At 60.9% G+C, this 20,208-nt stretch carries 21 protein-coding genes; 9 read left to right on the forward strand and 12 right to left on the reverse strand.

Features of this window, described 5'->3' with window-relative positions; translation table 11 throughout:
• Positions 1-47: 47 nt before the first annotated feature.
• The 3 genes from BFQ04_RS14845 to BFQ04_RS14855 form a co-directional block, all read right to left on the reverse strand.
• Positions 48-1,061, reverse strand: coding sequence for an AI-2E family transporter (locus BFQ04_RS14845; RefSeq protein ID WP_065883382.1), 1,014 nt, complete (start codon positions 1,059-1,061; stop codon positions 48-50).
• 175 nt (positions 1,062-1,236) lie between these two features.
• The gene (locus tag BFQ04_RS14850; protein ID WP_065951479.1) at positions 1,237-1,536 is read right to left on the reverse strand and encodes a PsiF family protein; all 300 of its coding nucleotides are present in this window, start codon (positions 1,534-1,536) and stop codon (positions 1,237-1,239) included.
• A gap of 71 nt (positions 1,537-1,607) precedes the next feature.
• A complete protein-coding gene (locus BFQ04_RS14855) occupies positions 1,608-2,396 on the reverse strand; it encodes an AraC family transcriptional regulator (RefSeq protein WP_065951480.1) in 789 nt (262 codons plus the stop codon).
• 98 nt (positions 2,397-2,494) lie between these two features.
• Here BFQ04_RS14855 and BFQ04_RS14860 point away from each other — a divergent pair, with 98 nt between their 5' ends.
• Together BFQ04_RS14860 and BFQ04_RS14865 are read left to right on the forward strand one after the other, a co-directional pair.
• Entirely contained in the window at positions 2,495-3,385 is an 891-nt protein-coding gene (locus BFQ04_RS14860; protein ID WP_065951481.1) for a DMT family transporter, read from the forward strand.
• A 97-nt stretch (positions 3,386-3,482) separates the two neighbouring features.
• Positions 3,483-4,013, forward strand: a complete 531-nt coding sequence (locus BFQ04_RS14865; RefSeq protein ID WP_065951482.1) for a ferritin-like domain-containing protein — start codon at positions 3,483-3,485, stop codon at positions 4,011-4,013.
• 131 nt (positions 4,014-4,144) lie between these two features.
• On the opposite strand, the gene BFQ04_RS14870 is transcribed toward BFQ04_RS14865, so the two are convergent.
• On the reverse strand, positions 4,145-6,211 hold the full coding sequence (locus BFQ04_RS14870) for an AsmA family protein (RefSeq protein ID WP_065951483.1): 2,067 nt from the start codon (positions 6,209-6,211) through the stop codon (positions 4,145-4,147).
• Positions 6,212-6,569: 358 nt separating this feature from the next.
• Between BFQ04_RS14870 and BFQ04_RS14875 the strand changes: the two genes are divergently transcribed.
• Positions 6,570-6,941 (forward strand): hypothetical protein, encoded by a 372-nt coding sequence (locus tag BFQ04_RS14875; RefSeq protein WP_065951484.1) that lies wholly within the window; start codon positions 6,570-6,572, stop codon positions 6,939-6,941.
• A 151-nt stretch (positions 6,942-7,092) separates the two neighbouring features.
• Positions 7,093-7,725 (forward strand): TetR family transcriptional regulator, encoded by a 633-nt coding sequence (locus BFQ04_RS14880; RefSeq protein ID WP_017526383.1) that lies wholly within the window; start codon positions 7,093-7,095, stop codon positions 7,723-7,725.
• A gap of 5 nt (positions 7,726-7,730) precedes the next feature.
• Here BFQ04_RS14880 and BFQ04_RS14885 read toward each other — a convergent pair whose 3' ends face one another.
• Positions 7,731-8,228 carry a C40 family peptidase gene (locus BFQ04_RS14885; protein ID WP_065951568.1) on the reverse strand — a complete coding sequence of 166 codons (498 nt, stop codon included), beginning with the start codon at positions 8,226-8,228 and terminating at the stop codon, positions 7,731-7,733.
• A gap of 338 nt (positions 8,229-8,566) precedes the next feature.
• Between BFQ04_RS14885 and ureE the strand changes: the two genes are divergently transcribed.
• The 5 genes from ureE to BFQ04_RS14910 all read left to right on the forward strand — a co-directional run bounded on the left by ureE (position 8,567) and on the right by BFQ04_RS14910 (position 12,257).
• Positions 8,567-9,067 carry an urease accessory protein UreE gene (ureE, locus tag BFQ04_RS14890; RefSeq protein WP_065951485.1) on the forward strand — a complete coding sequence of 167 codons (501 nt, stop codon included), beginning with the start codon at positions 8,567-8,569 and terminating at the stop codon, positions 9,065-9,067.
• The gene (locus BFQ04_RS14895) at positions 9,064-9,738 is read left to right on the forward strand and encodes an urease accessory protein UreF (protein ID WP_065951486.1); all 675 of its coding nucleotides are present in this window, start codon (positions 9,064-9,066) and stop codon (positions 9,736-9,738) included. The genes ureE and BFQ04_RS14895 overlap by 4 nt, the downstream gene beginning before the upstream one ends.
• Before the next feature lie 21 nt (positions 9,739-9,759).
• Complete coding sequence (gene ureG / locus BFQ04_RS14900) at positions 9,760-10,374, forward strand: urease accessory protein UreG (RefSeq protein WP_057724209.1); 615 nt, start codon at positions 9,760-9,762, stop codon at positions 10,372-10,374.
• Positions 10,375-10,394: 20 nt separating this feature from the next.
• Positions 10,395-10,967, forward strand: coding sequence for a HupE/UreJ family protein (locus tag BFQ04_RS14905; protein ID WP_065951487.1), 573 nt, complete (start codon positions 10,395-10,397; stop codon positions 10,965-10,967).
• Between the two features lie 180 nt (positions 10,968-11,147).
• Positions 11,148-12,257, forward strand: coding sequence for an AGE family epimerase/isomerase (locus tag BFQ04_RS14910; protein ID WP_065951488.1), 1,110 nt, complete (start codon positions 11,148-11,150; stop codon positions 12,255-12,257).
• A gap of 110 nt (positions 12,258-12,367) precedes the next feature.
• Here BFQ04_RS14910 and BFQ04_RS14915 read toward each other — a convergent pair whose 3' ends face one another.
• The 7 genes from BFQ04_RS14915 to BFQ04_RS14950 all read right to left on the reverse strand — a co-directional run bounded on the left by BFQ04_RS14915 (position 12,368) and on the right by BFQ04_RS14950 (position 20,021).
• Positions 12,368-13,273: a cation diffusion facilitator family transporter gene (locus BFQ04_RS14915; protein WP_065951489.1), complete on the reverse strand. Its 906-nt coding sequence runs from the start codon at positions 13,271-13,273 to the stop codon at positions 12,368-12,370.
• A gap of 183 nt (positions 13,274-13,456) precedes the next feature.
• Positions 13,457-14,221, reverse strand: coding sequence for an SDR family oxidoreductase (locus tag BFQ04_RS14920; protein WP_065951490.1), 765 nt, complete (start codon positions 14,219-14,221; stop codon positions 13,457-13,459).
• Positions 14,222-14,924: 703 nt separating this feature from the next.
• Entirely contained in the window at positions 14,925-15,641 is a 717-nt protein-coding gene (locus BFQ04_RS14930) for an ABC transporter ATP-binding protein (RefSeq protein ID WP_065951492.1), read from the reverse strand.
• Positions 15,638-16,513: an ABC transporter ATP-binding protein gene (locus tag BFQ04_RS14935; RefSeq protein ID WP_065951493.1), complete on the reverse strand. Its 876-nt coding sequence runs from the start codon at positions 16,511-16,513 to the stop codon at positions 15,638-15,640. The genes BFQ04_RS14930 and BFQ04_RS14935 overlap by 4 nt, the downstream gene beginning before the upstream one ends.
• On the reverse strand, positions 16,510-17,787 hold the full coding sequence (gene livM / locus BFQ04_RS14940; RefSeq protein ID WP_065951494.1) for a high-affinity branched-chain amino acid ABC transporter permease LivM: 1,278 nt from the start codon (positions 17,785-17,787) through the stop codon (positions 16,510-16,512). Before livM ends, BFQ04_RS14935 begins: the two co-directional genes overlap by 4 nt.
• 2 nt (positions 17,788-17,789) lie before the next feature.
• Complete coding sequence (locus BFQ04_RS14945) at positions 17,790-18,704, reverse strand: ABC transporter permease subunit (RefSeq protein ID WP_003188099.1); 915 nt, start codon at positions 18,702-18,704, stop codon at positions 17,790-17,792.
• A 183-nt stretch (positions 18,705-18,887) separates the two neighbouring features.
• Positions 18,888-20,021 carry a branched-chain amino acid ABC transporter substrate-binding protein gene (locus BFQ04_RS14950; RefSeq protein WP_065951495.1) on the reverse strand — a complete coding sequence of 378 codons (1,134 nt, stop codon included), beginning with the start codon at positions 20,019-20,021 and terminating at the stop codon, positions 18,888-18,890.
• Positions 20,022-20,208: the final 187 nt, after the last annotated feature.

Below are 20,208 nucleotides of genomic sequence, written 5' to 3' on the forward strand. Positions count from 1 at the left end.
TTGCAGCTTGAAGCTTGAAGCTTGAAGCTTGAAGCTTGCAGCTGCTTTCAAACCATCCCCCCCAGCTTCAACTCACTCTTGAGATACGCATAGTAAATCGGCCCCGCCACCACCCCCGGCAAACCGAATGCGGCCTCGAACACCAGCATCGCCAGCAGCAATTCCCACGATTTGGCACTGATCTGCCCGCCCACGATGCGCGCGTTGAGGAAGTACTCGACCTTGTGGATCACGATCAGATACCCCAGCGCCGCCACCGCCACCCAGATCGACAACGACAGGGCCACGATGGTGATCAGGGTGTTGGACATCAAGTTGCCGATCACCGGCAGCAGGCCGAGCAGGAACGTCAATACGATCAGGGTTTTGGTCAGCGGCAGGTGAATACCGCACAGCGGCAGGACCACGGCAAGGAACACAGCGGTGAAAGCGGTGTTGAGCGCGGCGATCTTGATCTGGGCGAAGACGATATTGCGAAACGCCTGGACCAGCAGGTGCAGGCGGTCGAACAACGCCGCGGCCAGGGGTTTGCGCTTGGTCAGGTCGGGCACGCGCTGCAGGGCGATGATCGCGCCCAGCACCATGCCGATCAGCAAGGTCACGAACATGTGCGCGGCGTCCTTGCCGACCAGTTGCAGTTCGCTCAGGTGCTTGCTCAGCCATTGGCCGATGGCCACGCGAAACTCGGCGGCGCTGGCCGGCAGGTAGGCGTCCAGGAACGGCGGCAACTGGCCGCGCGCACGGTCAACCACACCCATGAACTTGTCGAGCGAAGCGCCGGGGTTTTCCGCTTCATGGAGCAGAAAGCTGATGGCGCCGGCGAAGATCAGCGCAAGTACGCTGACGATCAAGGTGCCGAGCAGGGCCACCGCCAGCCAGCGCGCACGCCGCCCTTCGATCAGCCGTTGCAGTTGGGGGGTGAGCATGTTGACCAGTTCATAGACCAACAGGCCGGCCAGCAGACTGGGCAGCAATTTCAGCGGCAGCACCAGCAGCAGTCCGCCGAAAATGATGATGTAGCTGGCCAGCAACAACACATGACGCTGAGAAAACGTTGGCATACAGCCTCAAAACGAACGGCGTTAAAGGATGTGTAGGAGCGAGCTTGCTCGCGAAGGCCGCCAACGATAACGCGTTTATTCTGAATAAACGCGGGGTAATTGAGTTCTTCGCGAGCAAGCTCGCTCCTACAGGGGGGCTGTGTGCAAGTGTCTCAGCCTCTATGGCCTGGGGCTATCAATTCTTCAGGCAGGTGCTCATGAAGGTCTTGCGCACATCGCCCGCCAGGGCTTTGGTCTTGGCCTCGGCATTGCAGTCTTTCATCTTTTGCTGCTGCGGGGTCAGGGTCTTGGCGTCGTTGGCGGCCGGGGTCGACAGGCAGGTCTTCATGAAAGCCTTGCGCTCATCGCCCTTGAGGGTCTTGGTGGTGGCCTCGGCGTTACAGGTGGTCATTTTGTTTTGCTGGGCGGTGGCGGCAAAACCCTGGGAACACAGCAGCACGCCCATCATCAACAGCGCAATACGCAGCATCTTCATGGAATTTTCTCCCTGTTACCGCGCCGAAGGGCGCGGCCTACAGCGCAGTGTAGTCAAAGCCTGTTACAACTTCACCGGCCGCGAATATTCGCCCGACGGTATTGCTCCGGCGTGCAGCCGGCATGGCGCTGGAACATCGCGATAAAGGCCGAGGCGCTGCTGTAGCCCAGGTCAAATGCCACCTGCTGCACGCTGCGCTCGCTGTCCAGCGCTTCAATGGCCGCCAGGAAGCGCAGGCGCTGGCGCCACTCACCAAAGCTCATGCCCAGTTCGCGCACAAACCGGCGCGCCAGGGTGCGTTCGCTGACATGCACCTGCTCGGCCCATTGCGCCAGCGGGCGGTTGTCGCCCGGTTGCGCCTGCATGCCTTCCAGCACCCCCAGCAGGCCGGGATGGCGCGCGTAAGGCAGGAAGCAATCGTGGATCGGCGCCTGCTTGAGTTGGTCCACGAGCACCTGGGCCAGGCGGATATCGGCGTCGGTCTGCGGCCGATTGACGTCGCGCAGGGCGAAATCCTTGAGAATCGCCTTGAGGATGTCACTGATCGCCAGGGTGCAGGGCTGCCTGGGCAATTGCTCGCACAGGGCCGGCGCCAGGCCCACCGAGTGGTAGACGATCGCCTCGGCATTGTAGGAACTGTGCTCGGTATGCGGCGGTACCCACACCGCGTACTGCGGCGGCGACATAAAACGGCTGCCGGCCACTTCCATGCGCATCACCCCGCTGGCCGAGTAGTCCAGCGAGCCCCAGGCGTGCTGGTGCGGGGTGCATTCGGTGTCCGGGGCAAAGTCGCAATAGCGGAAGTACACCGGGCTCGGCAAGCGGACGAAATCGGGCAGGCGTACGGTGTGTCTGGACATATTGTCTGGATTCGAGGGCGGGTTGTCTGGATCGCAGTATAGGCTGCGATCCAGACAAGGGATAATCCCGCCTCTTCAACACACTGGGTGTGCTTTCGATGCAATACGCGTATCCCCTGCTGGCCATTCTGATCTGGGCCGGCAACACCGTGGTCAACAAACTGGCGGTGGGTTCGATCTTCCCGGCTGAAATCGGCTTTTATCGCTGGCTGTTCGCGGCGCTGCTGTTCACTCCGTTCATGCTCAAGCCGGTGATCGCCCACTGGGCACTGATTCGCCCAAACCTGGGCAAGATCTTCATTCTCGGCGTGCTGGGCATGGCCGTGTATCAAAGCCTGGCCTATTACGCAGCCACGCTGACCAGCGCCACCAACATGGGCATCATCCTCTCGCTGATGCCGCTGATGGCCCTGACTGCCGCCATCATCAGCCTGGGCCAGCGCTTGACCTATGGCGCGCTGACTGGCGCGGTGCTGTCGTTCGCGGGGGTTGTGGTGGTGGTGTCATCCGGCAGCCTGGGCGCGTTGCTGCAACACGGGATCAACCTCGGTGACGGCATGATGCTGGTCGCCACCCTGGCCTACGCGGTCTACAGCACCTTGCTGAAAAAATGGCACCTGCGCCTGCCGCCGTTGGTGCTGTTGTATTTGCAAGTGCTGGTGGCGGTGGTGGTGCTGTTACCGCTGTTCCTGTGCTCGGCCAAGGCAGGCCTGGGCTGGGCGAATATCCCGCTGGTGCTGTATGCGTGCCTGCTGGCTTCGATGCTGGCGCCGCTGGCGTGGATGCACTCGGTCAGAACCCTGGGGCCCAGCCGTACCACCTTGTTTTTCAACTTGCTGCCGTTGATTACCGCCTTGATTGCGGCGGTGGTGCTGAAGGAAGAGCTGGCGCTTTATCACCTGGTGGGAGGGTTGCTGACCTTGGGTGGGGTGGTCCTGTCGGAGCGCTGGACGACACCCGTCAGACCCAGTCGTGACACATCCTGTTAAATCCGATAAAACTTTTCGCCTCTCTCGCCACTCACAACTGGGAGCGATCACGCCGGCAGAGCGTGGCGTAAAACCGGATTAGCCCCAGGAGATTGAGATGACTGAAGCACAATTGACTGACGTTGCGACCCTGCGCAGCCGCGCCCGCCAGAACGTCGAAAACGGTGCCGTGACCGAAGGCTATGACGCCGACCGCGAAGAGATTATCCGCTTGCTCAACGCATCGCTGGCCACCGAGCTGGTCTGCGTGTTGCGCTACAAGCGTCACTACTTCATGGCCAGCGGCCTGAAAGCCAGCGTCGCCGCCGATGAATTCCTGGAACACGCCACCCAGGAAGCCGAGCACGCCGACAAACTCGCCGAACGTATCGTGCAACTGGGCGGCGAGCCGGAGTTCAACCCCGACCTGTTGTCGAAGAACTCCCACGCGCAATACGTGGCGGGCAATTCGCTGAAAGAAATGGTCTACGAAGACCTGGTGGCCGAGCGGATCGCGGTAGACAGCTATCGCGAGATCATCCAGTACATCGGCGACAAGGACCCGACAACTCGTCGCATCTTCGAAGACATCCTCGCCCAGGAAGAAGAACACGCCGATGACATGGCGGATATTCTAGAAGGCCTGTAATCAGCCGCACAGCACTACCCATGTGGGAGGGGGCTTGCCCCCGATAGCAGTGGTTCAGTCAACGATGTATTGGCTGATCTGCCGCTATCGGGGGCAAGCCCCCTCCCACATTTGCTTTCAGGTGCAGTCCGTTACTTCACAGTCTTGGGCGCCTTGCCTTCTTTCATCTGTTGCAGCAACGGTGCGCAGGCATTGGGCTCGCCGCCGCTTGGGGCAACCAGTGCAAGCAACCCGGCCGCCGGGCCGGCGATCACACCCAGCGCGACCATGCCCGCGCCACGCAGCGCCAGGGGAATGGCCTTGACCCCCGCATTGGGCTTGATGAACGGCCCGTTCACATACAACGGTGAGCGCAGGGAGAACAAACGGAAGCCCTTGGACTCCGGGGTAATGGTCAGGTCCAACTGTTCGGTCGCCATATTCGCCGTACCATCGACGTAGATGATCGCGTTCTCGGTATCGAACACAAACAACCGGGTGGTCGCCAGGCCAGTCTTGATGCCGAAGTCTGCCGCGGCGCAGTTGATCTTCACTTCCTTGTCGCCAAACAGGCGCCCCACCACGTAATTGCCCACGTTGAGGCCGGCGATTTCCATCAGGCCACGGCTGATCGCACCGTCGTTGATCAGCATCTTCAGGTCACCGTTGGCGGTGCCCAGCAGCGCTGCCACGGAGTTGCCGCGCCCGGCAATATCGGCGTCGCCGTTGAGTTCGCCAAAGCTGGTTTTCATCGGTTCAAAGCTTGGGAACAACTGCTTGAGCTTGAAGTTACGCGCCGTGAGCTTCGCCCGGCCTTCCATCGGCGCGGTACGGCCGTTCAAGCGGATCTGCGCATCGAGCTTGCCGCCGGCCACGCCGAAGCGCAGGGGCTCCAGGCTCAGCTCACCATTGTCGAGTACCAGGTGCGTATAGAGGTCGGTGAACGGCAGCTCGGCGCTGTGCACGATGCGTTTGCCGGTGAATTCCACGTCGGCATCCATCTCGCGCCAGCGCTCGGTGCGGAACTCTTCGACCGGCAGCACCTTGGTCGCCGGTTGCTTGCTTTCACCGCCACGGGCTTTCTGCTTGGCATTGGAATCGGCGCCGATCAGGGGCGCCAGGTCGTCCATCAGCAGCTGATTGGACACCAGCGCGCCGCTGAGCTTGGGCCGTGGCTGGCTGGCCACGTAGGCCAGGTCGCCGTGAATATCGCTGTTGCCGATCTTGCCGTTGAAGTTTTCATAGCGGAACGACGCGCCGCTGGCTTCATGCAGCTTGGCGATCAAATGACCGTCGGTTGAATACGCCGGCGAATCGGGCAACGTCACGCCGGTCAGCGGGTAGAGATTGCCCAGGCTGGCACCGGCGAGCTTCAGGCGCAGGTCCAGGGCGCCGAGGTTCAGCGGGTCGGTCAGGGTGCCGGCCAGGGCGATGCGGGTGTCGGCGATCTTGACCTGGGCCTGCAGCGGGAACGGCTTGGCCGCGTCCTGCAGGGCGAGCAGGCCGCCGATCTTGCCGGTGCCGGCGAGCGCCTGGCCATGGTACTGACCCTTGACCTTGAGGGCGAACGCGTAGTCCTGGGGCGCCGAGCCTTTTTCCAGGGCCTTTTTGGCATCCGCGTCTCCGACGATTTCACCGAAGGGAATCGGTTTGCCCAGCGGGTCGATGATCACATCGAGCCGGGTCTTGAGGGTCTGGTCGTCGAGGGTGACGTGGCCCTTGTCGAAGCCGATGGCGCCGATATCCACCACCCAGCTGGAAGGCTCGGCGTCGGGATCCTTGGGGTCGAACTTGAAGGTCCAGTTGGCGCGGCCGTCAGCCAGGCGCTGCAGGTCGGCGCTCGGTTCGGTGAGGTCGATACGCGGGATCACCACGCGTTGTGCCAACAACGCCAATGGCGAAATACGCAACTCGACCTTCTTGAGCGTGACCATCTGCGGTTGCTTGGACCAATCGGGATTGCCCAGGCTCAGGTCTTCGGCAATCACATGGGGCCAGGGCACCCAGGCCCGCCAGCCACCCTCGTCGGGCTCACGCTGCCACACCACCGCCAGGTTGCCGTTGATGGCGAATGGGCGGTGCAACTCTTCGGAGACCTTGGCATTGAGGGGTGGTTTGATGCGGTTCCAGTCAAAAAACACCAGGACCAATACCGCGATGGCAATTAACAGAACGACGCTGGCGCAGCACCAGGCGACGATTTTTCGAGTGCGCGTCATTGCACAGAACTCCTGAATACGACTGGCTGGGCAACAGCCTTTTACACAGCTTATAGGACTACGACTGGCAAAGTGCCCGGGGGTTTAACGCAACGGCGGATTTAGCCGAAAAAAGCGATTTTCCTGATCGATCAGACCGTTTCTGATCATCCGCCACGCACCATTGTTACCCAGGTTCGTGTCGAAAATACCCACTGCGGTGCAAAACCGCGTGCTTGAGAGGCGCGATCTAGAGCGTCCCCGGCGAACAATCAATTCTGTTGATTATTACCATTGTGTTTATGAACTTTTATATCGACTTATCAAGAGTAGCATTAGCCCTGTACCCACTTTATCGCCCTCCCAAGGAGCAACCCTCATGAAACGCCAAGTACTTGCTACCGTCCTGTTATCCGTCCTGGCTTCCAGTGCCTTTGCCCTGCCAGCCGCCGAACAGGCCACCCCACAGAACCAGGCCCAGGCCGTGCAGTCGAGCCAGACCCTGGCCCGCAGCGGTTCGCAGGAAGATGAAAACCGTGACTACGCTAAAGGCGCTGTCGCTGAAAACGGTTCGGAGCAGGCCAACAAACGCGCCTACACCGAAGGCCTGACTGAAGGTGGCAACGACCGCCTGCAAGAAAAAGGTCTGGTAGAAGGCGGCGCTGAACAAGCCAATGACCGCGCCTACACCCAAGGTATCGCGGAAGGTGGTGCCGACCGTCTGCAAGAACTGCATCAAGCACAGAGCTAAGCCCGTGGTGGCCCAGAAAAAAGCCCGATCTGCCGATCGGGCTTTCGCTTTTATATAGACCGCGTCACGTCTGCCCCCCGCCAAGTTCGACGCCGGCAAAGCGGTTTTGCTAGAGTGCGTCGCTGTACTCGCCGACAAAGCCCATCCGCTCATGCTGCCCCGCGCCGAACAGAAGCAACAGACTCGCCTCGCCCTGATGGACGCTGCCCGCCATCTGATGGAGTGTGGCCGTGGGTTTGGCAGCTTGAGCCTGCGCGAAGTGGCCAAGACAGCGGGTATCGTGCCCACCGGGTTCTATCGCCATTTTGCCGACATGGACCAGCTTGGGCTCGTATTGGTCAGTGAAGTCGGCCAGACATTCCGCGCCACGATTCGCCTGGTGCGCCACAACGAATTCGTCATGGGCGGGATCATCGATGCGTCCGTGCGGATCTTTCTCGATGTGGTCTCGGCCAACCGTTCCCAATTCCTGTTCCTGGCCCGCGAACAATACGGCGGTTGCCTGGCCGTGCGCCAAGCCATCGGCGCGCTGCGCGAAGACATCACTCGCGACCTGGCAGCCGACCTTACGCTGATGCCCAAGCTGCAACACCTGGATGCCGACGGCTTGCACGTAATGGCTGACCTGATCGTCAAGAGCGTGTTCGCCACCCTGCCCGATATCATCGACCCGCCCGCCCAGGCCTTGCCTGCCCACCTCACGCCCCAGGCGAAAATCACCCAGCAATTGCGCTTTATCTTTATCGGCCTCAAGCATTGGCAAGGCCTGGGCAGCACCGAGTAATACGCTCAGCCGGCCTTATGAAAGCGCTTGGCGGTGGTGTAGTTCCTGTTCCAGTAGCTATTGCTCAACGAATCGATACGTACGTTCTTGCCGGTACGCGGTGAATGGATGAATTTGCCCTCGCCGATATACAGCCCGACGTGACTCACTCGCCCCTGCCCATTGCCTTTGAAAAAGACCGCGTCGCCCGGCTTCAACGCCGTGCGCTTGATGGTCGCGGCCGTTGAACGGTGCATCGCAGTCGTGGTGCGCGGGAGCTGGATATTGGCTTGGGTCTTGAACAGATAGACCAGGAAGCTGCTGCAATCGAACCCTTGATCGGTAGACGTACCGCCCAACTTGTAGGGTGCGCCGAGCAGTTGATGGGCGCGGTCGATCACATTTTCGACGGAAGACGATGCATGGGCGGAAACAAACATCGGTGGCTGTTGAAGAGTGGCCGAGGCTGAGGAGATAAGACAAGACAGGCTGACGACGACAGAACAGATAAGTGACTTGAACATGATGAACATCGCGGCGGATTAAACACGGCGCGAATCTTAAAGAACCACCACGTAAACTCACGAAGGCCTATTCCCGGGCTCTTGTAGGATAATTCCTTAAAACCAAATGAAGAATTGGATGAAAGAAATTTCATGCAATACGCCAGCGTACTCCACGCAAAATGCCCCTTCCCGGTGCTTCAGCTCGCTGCAACGCACCAACTTGCATCACAGGCGCATTCAGTGAGTGCCCTGACGTGTGGCATTCGTGCCCTGCTGACAGGAATTTCCTACGTGCCTGCGGGGTTGGCAAGCCCCTTGCTCTAGCACCCTTATCGTTCATAGCTGGAAACCCTCCGATGCTGGTGATCCACCGCCGAATCGCCCCGCAAGCCCTCTGGGCCGCCGAGCTGCTGCTGAACTTCGAAGCTCGCAGCAAAAGCCGCCTGCGCTGTTTCAGTGCCGACGGTGAAGACGTCGGCCTGTTTTTGGAGCGTGGGCAACCGCCGCTGCACGATGGCGAATTCCTGCAAGCCGAAGACGGACGCGTCGTACGTGTCTGCGCACGCCCTGAGCAACTGCTGCACGTCACCTGCCGCAACGCCTTTGAACTGACCCGCGCGGCCTATCACCTGGGCAATCGCCATGTGGCCCTGCAGGTCGGCGATGGCTGGCTGCGCCTGCTTGATGACTATGTGCTCAAGGCCATGCTTGAACAGTTGGGCGCCGATGCGCACGCCATCGAGGCGCCTTTCCAACCCGAACACGGGGCCTATGGCGGCGGTCATCATCACTCGCGCCATGGCGACGAAGACTTCAATTACGCGCCTAAACTGCATCAGTTCGGCGTGCGTCCATGAACCCGGCCTGGGCGCTGTTGCGCCTGGCCAGTCCGCAGTTGCCGATTGGCGGCTACAGCTACTCCCAGGGCCTGGAAATGGCGGTGGAGAACGGCCGCGTCAACGATGCCGCCAGCGCGCGGCGCTGGATCAGCGATCAATTGTTGCTCAATCTCGCGCGTTTCGAAGCGCCGTTGCTGCTCGCCCATTGCCGCGCCGCCGCTGAACAGGCCTGGCCGCGCCTGGCGCAGTTGTGTGAAGAACACCGTGCCAGCCGCGAAACCCGCGAGCTGTATCAGGAGAGTCGGCAGATGGGCTACTCCCTGCAACAATTGCTCTGTGGCCTGCCGGAGTTAGACGCGGACGCCCGTGATTTCCTTGACCAACAGCCTGAACCCCATCTGGCCCTTGGCTGGGCGTTGGCCGCACGGGCCTGGGCCATCCGCCCCGATGACGCCCTCGCGGCCTGGCTCTGGAGCTGGCTGGAAAACCAGTTGGCGGTGCTGATGAAGACCCTGCCCCTGGGCCAGCAAGCCGCGCAGCGCCTGACCAGCGAACTGCTGCCACTGTTGCAGCAGGCCCAGCAGACGGCTGGCCGCGTCGAACCCGATCACCTTGGCAGCGCCGCGTTTGGCCTGTCTTTGGCGTGCATGGCCCACGAGCGCCAGTACAGCCGCCTGTTCCGTTCCTGAGGCTTTTTTGGAGAACCCACCATGAACACACAACCCCTGCGCGTCGGCATCGGCGGCCCGGTCGGCTCCGGCAAGACCGCCCTGACCCTGGCCCTGTGCCTGGCGCTGCGCGAGCGCTATAACCTGGCGGTGGTTACCAACGACATCTACACCCGCGAAGACGCAGATTTTTTGGTGCGCAACCAGGCCCTGGCGCCGGAACGCATCATCGGCGTGGAAACCGGCGGCTGCCCGCACACGGCGATCCGCGAAGATGCCTCGATCAACCTGGAGGCGGTGGACCAGCTCAACCGCCGGTTTCCGGGCCTGGACCTGATTCTGGTGGAGTCCGGCGGCGACAACCTGTCGGCGACGTTCAGCCCCGAGCTGTCGGACCTCACCATCTACGTGATCGATGTGTCCGCCGGCGACAAGCTGCCGCGCAAGGGCGGGCCCGGTATTTGCAAATCCGACCTGCTGGTGATCAACAAGATCGACCTCGCGCCACTGGTGGGTGCCTCGCTGGAATTGATGAACAGCGACACCCAACGCATGCGCAATGGCAAACCCTTTGTGTTCAGCAATCAGAAAACCGGCGTCGGCCTGGATGAAATCGTCGCTTTCATCGAACGTCAAGGCCTGCTGACCGCTGCCTGATCCCCCTACGGAGCCTGTATATGAACCTCAAGAAACTGTTCGCCGCCGCCGCGCTGCTGCTGACCCCCGCCCTCGCCTTCGCGCACCCGGGCCACGGCGACAATGGCCTGATCGCCGGCATCAGCCACCCACTGGGCGGGCTCGACCACCTGCTGGCCATGGTTGCGGTCGGCCTGTGGGCGGCGCAGCAAAAAGGCAACGCACGTTGGGCGCTGCCTTGTGCCTTTGTCGGCACTATGTTGATCGGTGGCATGCTCGGTTTTGAAGGCCTGCAACTGCCGGCGCTGGAAAGCGGGATCGCCGCATCGGTGCTGGCGCTGGGCCTGGCGGTAGCGCTGGCCGTGCGGCCACCGCTGTTCGTGGCGGTGGGGGCAACGGCATTGTTTGCGTTGTTCCATGGCGTGGCCCATGGCCTGGAGCTGCCGGACATGTCCAGCCCCTGGGCGTACGCGGCAGGGTTTGTCGGCGCGACGGCTGCGTTGCATGCGGCGGGTTATGCGGTGGTGCGTTTCCTGCCTGCGGCGGCAGCGCCGTTGGTGCGGGTGGCGGGGGCGGCTTCGGCGGCGACTGGGGCCTGGTTGTTGGCGGGCTGATCTTCAGCGCTGCTGAAGGCCTCATCGGGGGCAAGCCCCCTCCCACAGTTAACCGCGTTCCAACGTTGAAATGCGGTCGAATGTGGGAGGGGGCTTGCCCCCGATAGCGGCGCCACAGACACCACAGTTCCCAAGCCTGATAACATGCGCGCCACACCCCTGCCGTGACGACGCCAGCCAATGCCCATCGCTTCTGTGCCCGCTTTGAATTCCGTGCTCACGCACTTCCATGACCTGATCGTGCCGCTGTGGCAAGGCCCGGGCTGGAATGCCGAGCTGGCGCTGCCCTTCGAGGCGCTGGACGCCAATCATCAGCCACTGCCCCCGCAACGCTACCGCGCCATGGCCTGCGCCCGCCAGTTGTACCTGTTTGCCAGCCTGATCGGTGAGCCCGGCACGGCCTTCGCGCAAGCGCGCGCGGCAGAGTTGTTCCGTTCCCTGCAACGGCACTTCCACGACGCCGAACACGGCGGCTGGTTCTACAGCATCGACCCGGCCGGGCAGCCACTGGATAAACGCAAAGACCTCTACACCCACGCCTTTATCATCTTTGCTTGCGCGCAATACTGGGCCAAGGTGCGTGAACCCTTGGTGGAGTCGGTGCTCAATGCCGCGCTCGAAGTGGTCGCCCAACGTTTCGCAACCGGTGACGGCCTGTACGAAGCGGTGCTGGACCGCAACTGGGCCTCGCTCAAGTCGGGCCCGTTGCAAAACCCGTTGATGCACCTGGCCGAAGGCTTCCTCGCCACCCTCGCAGTGCGTGACGACGCCGAGGTACAAGCGGCCCTGCTGGCATTGGCGGCGGCCATGCAGCAACGCTTCATTGATCGCCAGCATGGCGTGATGTTGGAGAAACCGCTGGGTGCTGTGGATAACTGGTTTGAGCCAGGGCACCAGTTCGAGTGGTTCTTTTTGCTGGAATCCTCAGAAGTATTGCGCGGCACACCGCTGCATGCGTCGCTGACACGGGCGTTCGCCTATGCCGAACAGACCGGTGTGGATAAGTTGAGCGGTGCGGTCAGCGGCATGCTGTCCGTGGATGGCACGGTGCGCGACGGCACCCAGCGTATCTGGGCCCAGGCCGAGTACCTGCGGGCATTGACCTTGCGCCCCGGCAGCGAGGCCGTGCTGCAGCGTCAATTGCTGGCGCTGCAAAAGCATTTCCTGCATGCGAAGGGCTGGCATGAATGCCTGGATGCCGAGGGTCAGGTGAGCCGAAGGGATATGCCTTCTACCACGCCTTATCATTTGGCGACTTGCTATCAGGGTCTGATCCGGCATTTGGGCTGACCTTCAGGGCCTCATCGGGGGCAAGCCCCCTCCCACACTTGACTGCTGTGAACCCGGTCCAATGTGGGAGGAGGCTTGCCCCCGATAGCCTCACCTCGGTCTAACAGCCCTCACGCAATCCACTTGCGATCCCCAGTAAAACTGATCGTCAACCAGCGCGCCGCATCCGGCGTGCCCAGCGCTGTGGATATCTCTTCGCGCAACCCGTCGAGGGTCGCGACCTTATCCACTGGGTAATCGGCCGGCAACACCACATGAATTTCAATGAATCGTGCCCGCCCGTGCTTCTGCACGTAGGACACGTAGTCGTCGAAGCCATGCCTGGCCTGCGCCGCGTCCATCACTTCGCGCACGGTGTCGTCCAAGTGATCCGGGGCAATGCCCAGCACCTCACGCAAGGCCGGGCGCAGGATCTTGAACGCCGGCGCCAGCATGCTCAGGGCCAGTAGAATCAGGATCAGCGGGTCGACGTACACCGCCCACTCGCCATACCCCCGGGACTTGAGCAACAGTGCCGCCAGAAAGCTGATCAGCAAGCCCACCGACAGCATTGCGTCCACCAGCCAACTGATGTTGTCGAACTGGATCAGCGAGGATTTCAACCTGCGGTTGCGGTAGCGCACATAGAAAAAGTAGGCGAACTCCACGACGGTAAACACCGCCGCATACACGGTCACCAGCCCCAACTCGATTTCGCGACCGCCATTGATAATGCCGAACACACCGTTGAGAAACGCGTAGATGGCGATCAGCAGCAGGAAGCTGCCTTCGATCAACAGCACCATCGGCTCCAGGTGCCAATAGCCGAACTGGAAACGCTCGTTGCTTTTCTTGGCGATCAGCTTGGCCGTGATCAGCATCAGCACCTTGATGGCGGTGGCGATCAGCGAGAAAAAGCCGTCGAACAGAATGGATTGGGCGCCGGACATCACACCCGTGACAATCCCGGCGATCGCGACTGCGAACATCAGGATGGTCGATTGTTTGAGCAGTGCCTGCTCACCTCGGTTACTCACATTTCCTCCCGTCAAAACCTTTAAACCGCAGGGTGCGGTGGGGTTTTCAAAGGTGGAGTGTACCTTATGGCCTGTTTTTGGCCGATTTGACGCCATCGGGGGCAAGCCCCCTCCCACATTTGGAACGCATTTCAACCTGTGGGAGGGGGCTTGCCCCCGATGGCAGCGACTCGGTCTAAAGCCTTACTTGGCCCCACGCTCAATCGCAAACCCAGCCCAGGTCTGGCTCACCGGCATCAGTTCCAGCCGGTTGATATTCACGTGCGCCGGCGTGTTCAGCACCCAGAAGATTGTGTCGGCAATATCCTGCGGCTGGATCGGCTCGGCGCCGGCATAGGTCGCGTCATAGCGCGCCTGATCACCACCGAAACGCACCAGGGAAAACTCGCTCTCGCACAAGCCCGGCTCGATGTTGGTCACCCGCACGCCGGTGCCTTGCAGATCGCAGCGCAGGTTCAGCGAGAATTGCTTTACAAACGCCTTGGAGCCGCCGTACACGTGGCTGCCCGGGTAGGGGTAACTGCCGGCGATGGAACCCAGGTTGATGATCCCGGCGCCACGGCCATGGGCGATCAGGCGCGGCAGCAGCAGGTGGGTGGTGGTCAACAGGCCCTTGATATTGGTGTCGACCATGGTTTCCCAATCGTCGAGGTTGCACTTGGGCGCAGGGTCAGTGCCCACGGCCAGGCCGGCGTTGTTGATCAGCCCGCGCAGCTTGGCGAACGCTGGCGGCAGGTTGGCGATGGCTTCTTCCATGCCTTGGCGATCACGCACGTCCACCACCAGACCATGCACTTCGGTCTGCCTGGAGAGTTCTTCGACCAGCGCATTCAAACGCTCGGCACGCCGGCCAGTGAGCACCAGTTTCCAGCCGGCCTCGGCAAAACGGCGGGCACAGGCTTCTCCGAAACCTGAAGTGGCGCCAGTAATAAACAGCGTGTCGGACATGGTGTTCTCCTTGCGGGCAACGAAAAAAGTTGCCAGCAGAATGCCCTTACGCCGCCGTTGCGGCAACCGCTATGCGCACACCCTCATGCCGGACTGATCATTTTTTAACCACCCCTGGCAGAGCTATATGAATCGCGGCCTGCAGCCATGTACGCGCAGGTTATCCACAACTGCGCCCACAGTCTTTGGGGGCAAGTGCACATCGCCTCGGGCCACGGTATACAAGGCTTGCAGGTGTTTGCGCAAAGTTTTTTGCTTGACCAGGATGCAGGGCGTATGCAGGCAATTTCACTCGATGAGATGCGAACGATGGCTACAGGCCAGTCATTCCGGCCTCTGCGGCGGTCTTTCCAGAGTTTAGTCACAGACTTATCCACAGGCTGAACTGACCTATTTCGGTCATATACCTGTGTCTTTAAACAGGTTGACAAAACCCTCGGACGGCCGTGAAAAAGCCACTGATCAAAAAACAACCACAAGCCTGCAGGCCACGTATTCAAAGGCTTTCAGCCATGTACCACCACGTTACCCACAGCCGGTTCCACAGTGGATGGGGACAAGTCAAAACTGTGACAAAACAGGTATTTGCGGCGGCTATATGTCGCGCTTTGGAGGGGGGCTGGAATTGTTTTCCACAATTTCAAAAGCCACTCGAAATCAAATGTGGGAGGGGGCTTGCCCCCTCCCACAGGGGATTGCGCAGTCAGTGACCGCCGAGGTAGGCGTTGCGCACTTCCTCGTTCACCAGCAACTCCTTGCCGCTCCCCGTCAGGCGAATCTCGCCGTTGACCATCACATAGGCCCGGTCCGAGAGGCGCAGGGCGTGGTTGGCGTTCTGCTCCACCAGAAAGATAGTCATCCCGGTGGATGCCAGCTCGCGCAGGGTGGAAAAGATCTGTTTCACCACAATCGGCGCCAGGCCCAGGCTCGGCTCATCGAGCAGCAACAGCTTGGGCCGGCTCATCAGCGCACGCGCGATGGCGAGCATTTGCTGCTCGCCGCCGGACATGGTCATCGCCCGCTGGTTGCGCCGCTCCTTGAGCCGTGGGAACAGCTCGAACATGCGCTGCATATCCTCACCGGCGAACTTGTCGCCAATGGGGATGGTGCCCATCAGCAGGTTTTCCTCGACGGTCATGTCAGGGAATACCCGCCGTCCTTCCGGCGACTGCGCGATGCCGTTGGAGGCAATGTAGTGGGACGACTTGTGGGTGATGTCCACGCCGTTATAGAGAATCTGCCCCGACTCGGCCCGTGGCTGTCCGAAGATCGACATCAGCAGCGTGGATTTGCCCGCGCCGTTGGAGCCGATCAGGCTGACGGTTTCGCCCTCGTTGATATGCAGCGAGACTTTTTTCAGGGCCTGGATCGGGCCGTAGAACACGTCCAGGTCCTTCATTTCGAGGATAGGCCCGCTCATACCAGCTCCTCTTCGTCCGCGCCCAGGTAGGCGGCAATCACTTTCGGGTCGTTGCGGATCGCGTCCGGCCCGCCTTCGGCGATCACGTTGCCGTGGTCCAGCACCACGATGTGGTCGGAAATACTCATCACCATGCCCATGTCGTGTTCGATCAGCACCACCGTGAGGTCGTGTTCGTCGCGCAGCAGGCGAATCATCGCGCTGAGGGCTTCGGTTTCCTGAGGGTTGAGGCCCGCTGCCGGTTCGTCCAGGCAGATGATCTGCGGCCGCGTGCACATGGCGCGAGCGATTTCCAGACGGCGCTGCTGGCCGTAGGAAAGCTCGCCGGCCAGGCGGTTGGCGCAGTCCACCAGGTCGACCACTTCCAGCCAGTAAAAAGCGTGGTCGAGGGCGTCGCTTTCAGCCTTGCGGTAGCCCTTGGTGTTGAGGATGCCCGCGAGCATATTGCGGTTGACCCACATGTGCTGGGCCACCAGCAGGTTTTCCAGCACCGACATTTCCTTGAACAGGCGAATGTTCTGGAAGGTCCGCGCCAAGCCGGCGCGGTTCACCAGGTGGGTGCCGCCGAACATCTTGTAGTACACACGGCTGAAAAAGCTTTTCGGCGACACGAAGTCGGTGGCCTCAAAGCGCTCACCCAGCAACTGGATGACGTTGGTTCGCTTGCCCCGCACGTTGAGTTCGATCTTGCCACCGCTGGCCTTGTAGAAGCCGGTGAGGCAGTTGAACACCGTGGTCTTGCCGGCGCCGTTGGGGCCGATCAGGGCAAAGATCGAATTGCGCTTGACCTGCAGGCTCACATCACTGAGGGCCTTGATGCCCCCGAAGTGCATCATCAGGTGTTCGACGGACAGCACGACTTCCTTGCTCATGGTGCTACCCCCTTGCGTGGCGCCACGCCGGTACGGCTGATGCGAATCAAGCCGCGCGGCCTCCAGATCATCATCACCACCATCAACACGCCGAACAGCAGTACGCGGTATTCAGAGAAGCTGCGCAGCAATTCAGGCGCCACGGTCAGTACGAACGCGGCGATCACCACACCCACCGTCGAGCCCATGCCGCCCAACACCACGATGGCCAGGATCAACGCCGACTCGAAGAAGGTAAACGACGACGGGTTGACGAAGCCCTGGTAGCTGGCAAAGAACACCCCCGCCAACCCGGCGGTGGACGCGCCAATGGTGAATGCCGATAGCTTGACCAGCACATGGTTCAGGCCCATGGAGCGACAGGCGATTTCATCTTCGCGCAAGGCCTCCCACGCGCGGCCGACCGGCATGCGGGTCAGGCGGTGCTTGATGTAAAGCACCGCCAGCACGACGAGGAACAGCACGATGTAGATAAACATGAACTTGATGTTGGGGTTGTAATCGAGCCCGAAGAACTCGTGGAACGGAATCCCGCCATCCTTCGCGCGCTTGCCGAACTCAAGGCCCAGGAACGTCGGCGAAGGCACCGGCATACCGTTTGGCCCGCCGGTAAACGACAGCCAGTTGTTCAGCACCAGGCGGATGATTTCACCAAAGCCCAACGTCACGATGGCCAGGTAGTCGCCGTGCATTCGCAGCACCGGGAACCCGAGTATGCACCCCGCCAACGCCGCCGCGATCGCCGCCAGTGGCAGCACGCTCCAGAAGCCCAGGCCGAGGTATTGGTAACCCAGCGCCAGGCCGTAGGCACCGATGGCGTAGAACGCCACGTAACCCAGGTCGAGCAGACCGGCCAGGCCCACCACGATGTTCAGCCCCAGGCCGAGCAACACGTAGATCAACCCGAGGATCACCACGGTCAGCAGGTACTTGTTGGCGAAAATCGGGAACACGATGGCGATCACGATCAGTGCTGGAATGATCCAGCGCAGCCGCGATTTGTAGTCCGGCGGCAACACGTGCACGCCCGAGCCGCTGCTTTCGAAACCCTGCAGGATCTTCACGCCCTTGGGGGTTTGCAGGAACAGGCTCAAGGCAAAACGCCCGGCCATCACAATGGCGACCAACGTGGCAACGCGCGCAGGCTCCAGGTTGAAGCTGTAGCCGTCGAGCACCACGCCAACAATCGGGCCGAACACGATCAGCGAAATCAGCCCGGCGAGGACCGTGTCGACCACACTTTTCTTGATATCAATGGATTTGGCAGCAGACATGTTTACACCTTCGCCACAAGTGGGCGACCAAGCAGGCCCTGGGGACGGAAAATCAGAATCACCACCAGCAGGGAGAAACTGAACACGTCTTTGTAGTCAGAGTTGATCAACCCCGAGAACAACGACTCGGAGATACCGAGGATGATCCCGCCCAGCATCGCCCCAGGCAGGGAGCCGATGCCGCCGAGTACCGCTGCGGTAAACGCCTTGATGCCGATAATGAAGCCGGCGTAGAAGTCGAAGGTGCCGTAATTGAGGGTGATCAGCACGCCGGCCAGGGCAGCCATGGCGGCGCCGATGACGAACACGTAGGAGATCACGCGGTCGGTGTTGATGCCCAGGATCGAGGCCATCTTGCGGTCTTGCTGGGTGGCCCGGCACATGCGGCCAAGCTTGGTGTATTTGATGATGTAGGTGAGCAACGCCATGCCGGCGAATGCCGCCACGAGGATGAACACTTTGGTGTAGGTCAGTTGCACGAAGCCGGTGCCGATGTCGACGCGCCAGGCGCCGGCCAGCAGGGTGGGAATGCCTTGTTGCTTGGCGCCCTGGGCAATCTGCGCGTAGTTCTGCAGGATCAGGGAAATGCCGATGGCGCTGATCAGCGGTGCCAGTCGGGTGGAGTTGCGCAGCGGTTTGTAGGCGACACGTTCGATGACCCAACCGTACACGCCGGTAACGACCACGGTGAAGATCAGGGTGCCGAGAATGAGCAGCGGGAAGGATTCGATGCCGAAGTAAGCCAGCAGTGCCAGACTGATCGCCGCGAGGTAAGCGGAAATCATATAAACCTCGCCGTGGGCGAAGTTGATCATGCCGATGATGCCATAGACCATTGTGTAGCCGATGGCGATCAGGCCATAGACCGACCCGAGGGTCAGGCCGTTGACCAGTTGCTGCAGGAAAATACCATCCATAACGCAATCTCACGCGGTGAGCACCTGCACACCGATGGGTGTGCGGCGCTTCTGGAGGAAAAAACAGCGACCAATAACCACACTGTTCCAAGGTGGGAGGGGCTTGGCCCCCGATGCGGTGTATCAGTCAACAAATGTGCAGCTGACCCACCACAATCGGGGGCAAGCCCCCTCCCACATGGATTACTTCTGTTTTTCCAGCTGGTGGTATTTGCCGTCTTTATCCCACTGGTAAACCACGTAGTCGGAGATTTTCAGGTCGCCCTTGGCATCCCAGGCCTTTTCGCCCATGACGGTTTTAACCGGGTTAGCCTTGAGCCACTTGGCCGCGTTTTCGCCCTTGTTGGACTTGGCACCATTGAAGCCGGCGGCCAGGGCCTGGATCGAGGCGTAGGCGTACAGGGTGTAGCCTTCCGGCTCGTACCCGCTTTTACGGAAGGCATCCACCACCGCCATGCTGTCTGGCAACAGACGCGGGTCAGCACCGAAGGTCATGTAGACGCCATCCACGTACTGGTTGCCACCGGCGGTTTTTGCCAGTTCATCGGTCACTACGCCGTCATCGGACATAAACGCGGCCTTGAGGCCCGCCTCGCGAATCTGGCGAACCAGGGGACCTGCTTCGGGATGCAGACCGCCGAAGTACACGACGTCGGCACCCAGGGAACGGATCTTGGTCACCAGGGCGCTGAAGTCTTTTTCGCCACGGGTCAAGCCTTCTTCCAGCACCGGTTTGACGCCGCGCTTGGTCAACTGCGCAGCGGTGGCGTCGGCCAGGCCTTTGCCGTAGGTGTCCTTGTCGTTGATCACCGCGACTTTCTTGCCCTTGAGCACGTCGACGATGTAGTCGCCGGCGACGATGCCCTGCTGGTCATCGCGCCCGCACATGCGGAACATGGCGCCCAGGCCGCGCTCGGTGACCTGTGGGTTGGTGGAGCCGGGAGTGATCGCGATGATGCCTGCTTCGTCGTAGACCTCAGACGCCGGGATGGTGTTGGACGAGCAGAAGTGCCCGACCACGCCGATCACTTTGTCCTGGTCCGCCAGGCGGTTGGCCACGGCCACCGCCTGTTTTGGCTCGCAGGCGTCATCGCCGGCCACCAGCACGATCTGCTCGCCGTTGATGCCACCGGCCTTGTTGATAACATCGGCTGCCGCCTGGGCACCCTTCATGTACTGCTCACCGAAAGCGGCGTTGGCGCCCGTCATCGGGCCTGCCACACCAATTTTCACATCAGCTTGAACAAACGTAGAAACACCCAGCGCCGCAGCAACGGCGAGGGCCAGAAAACCTTTCTTGTAAAACGTCTGGGACATGAGTGGTGCTCCGGTATTTTTGATTTTTGGCACGACAACTTGCATTCAAACCTTTCACCGAAAGCTCAGAGCAAGCCGCGTGCCATTACTTTTTTATTCTTCAAAAAGACACCGTGTCATTGTTATTGCAGGCGTTTCACGTCCTCCCGCCAGGACGTGCAACCGTCTAGCCTCGACAGGTGCAACC

This window comes from Pseudomonas sp. 37 R 15, assembly GCF_900004865.1.
In the GTDB taxonomy this organism is placed as follows: domain Bacteria; phylum Pseudomonadota; class Gammaproteobacteria; order Pseudomonadales; family Pseudomonadaceae; genus Aquipseudomonas; species Aquipseudomonas fluorescens_AM.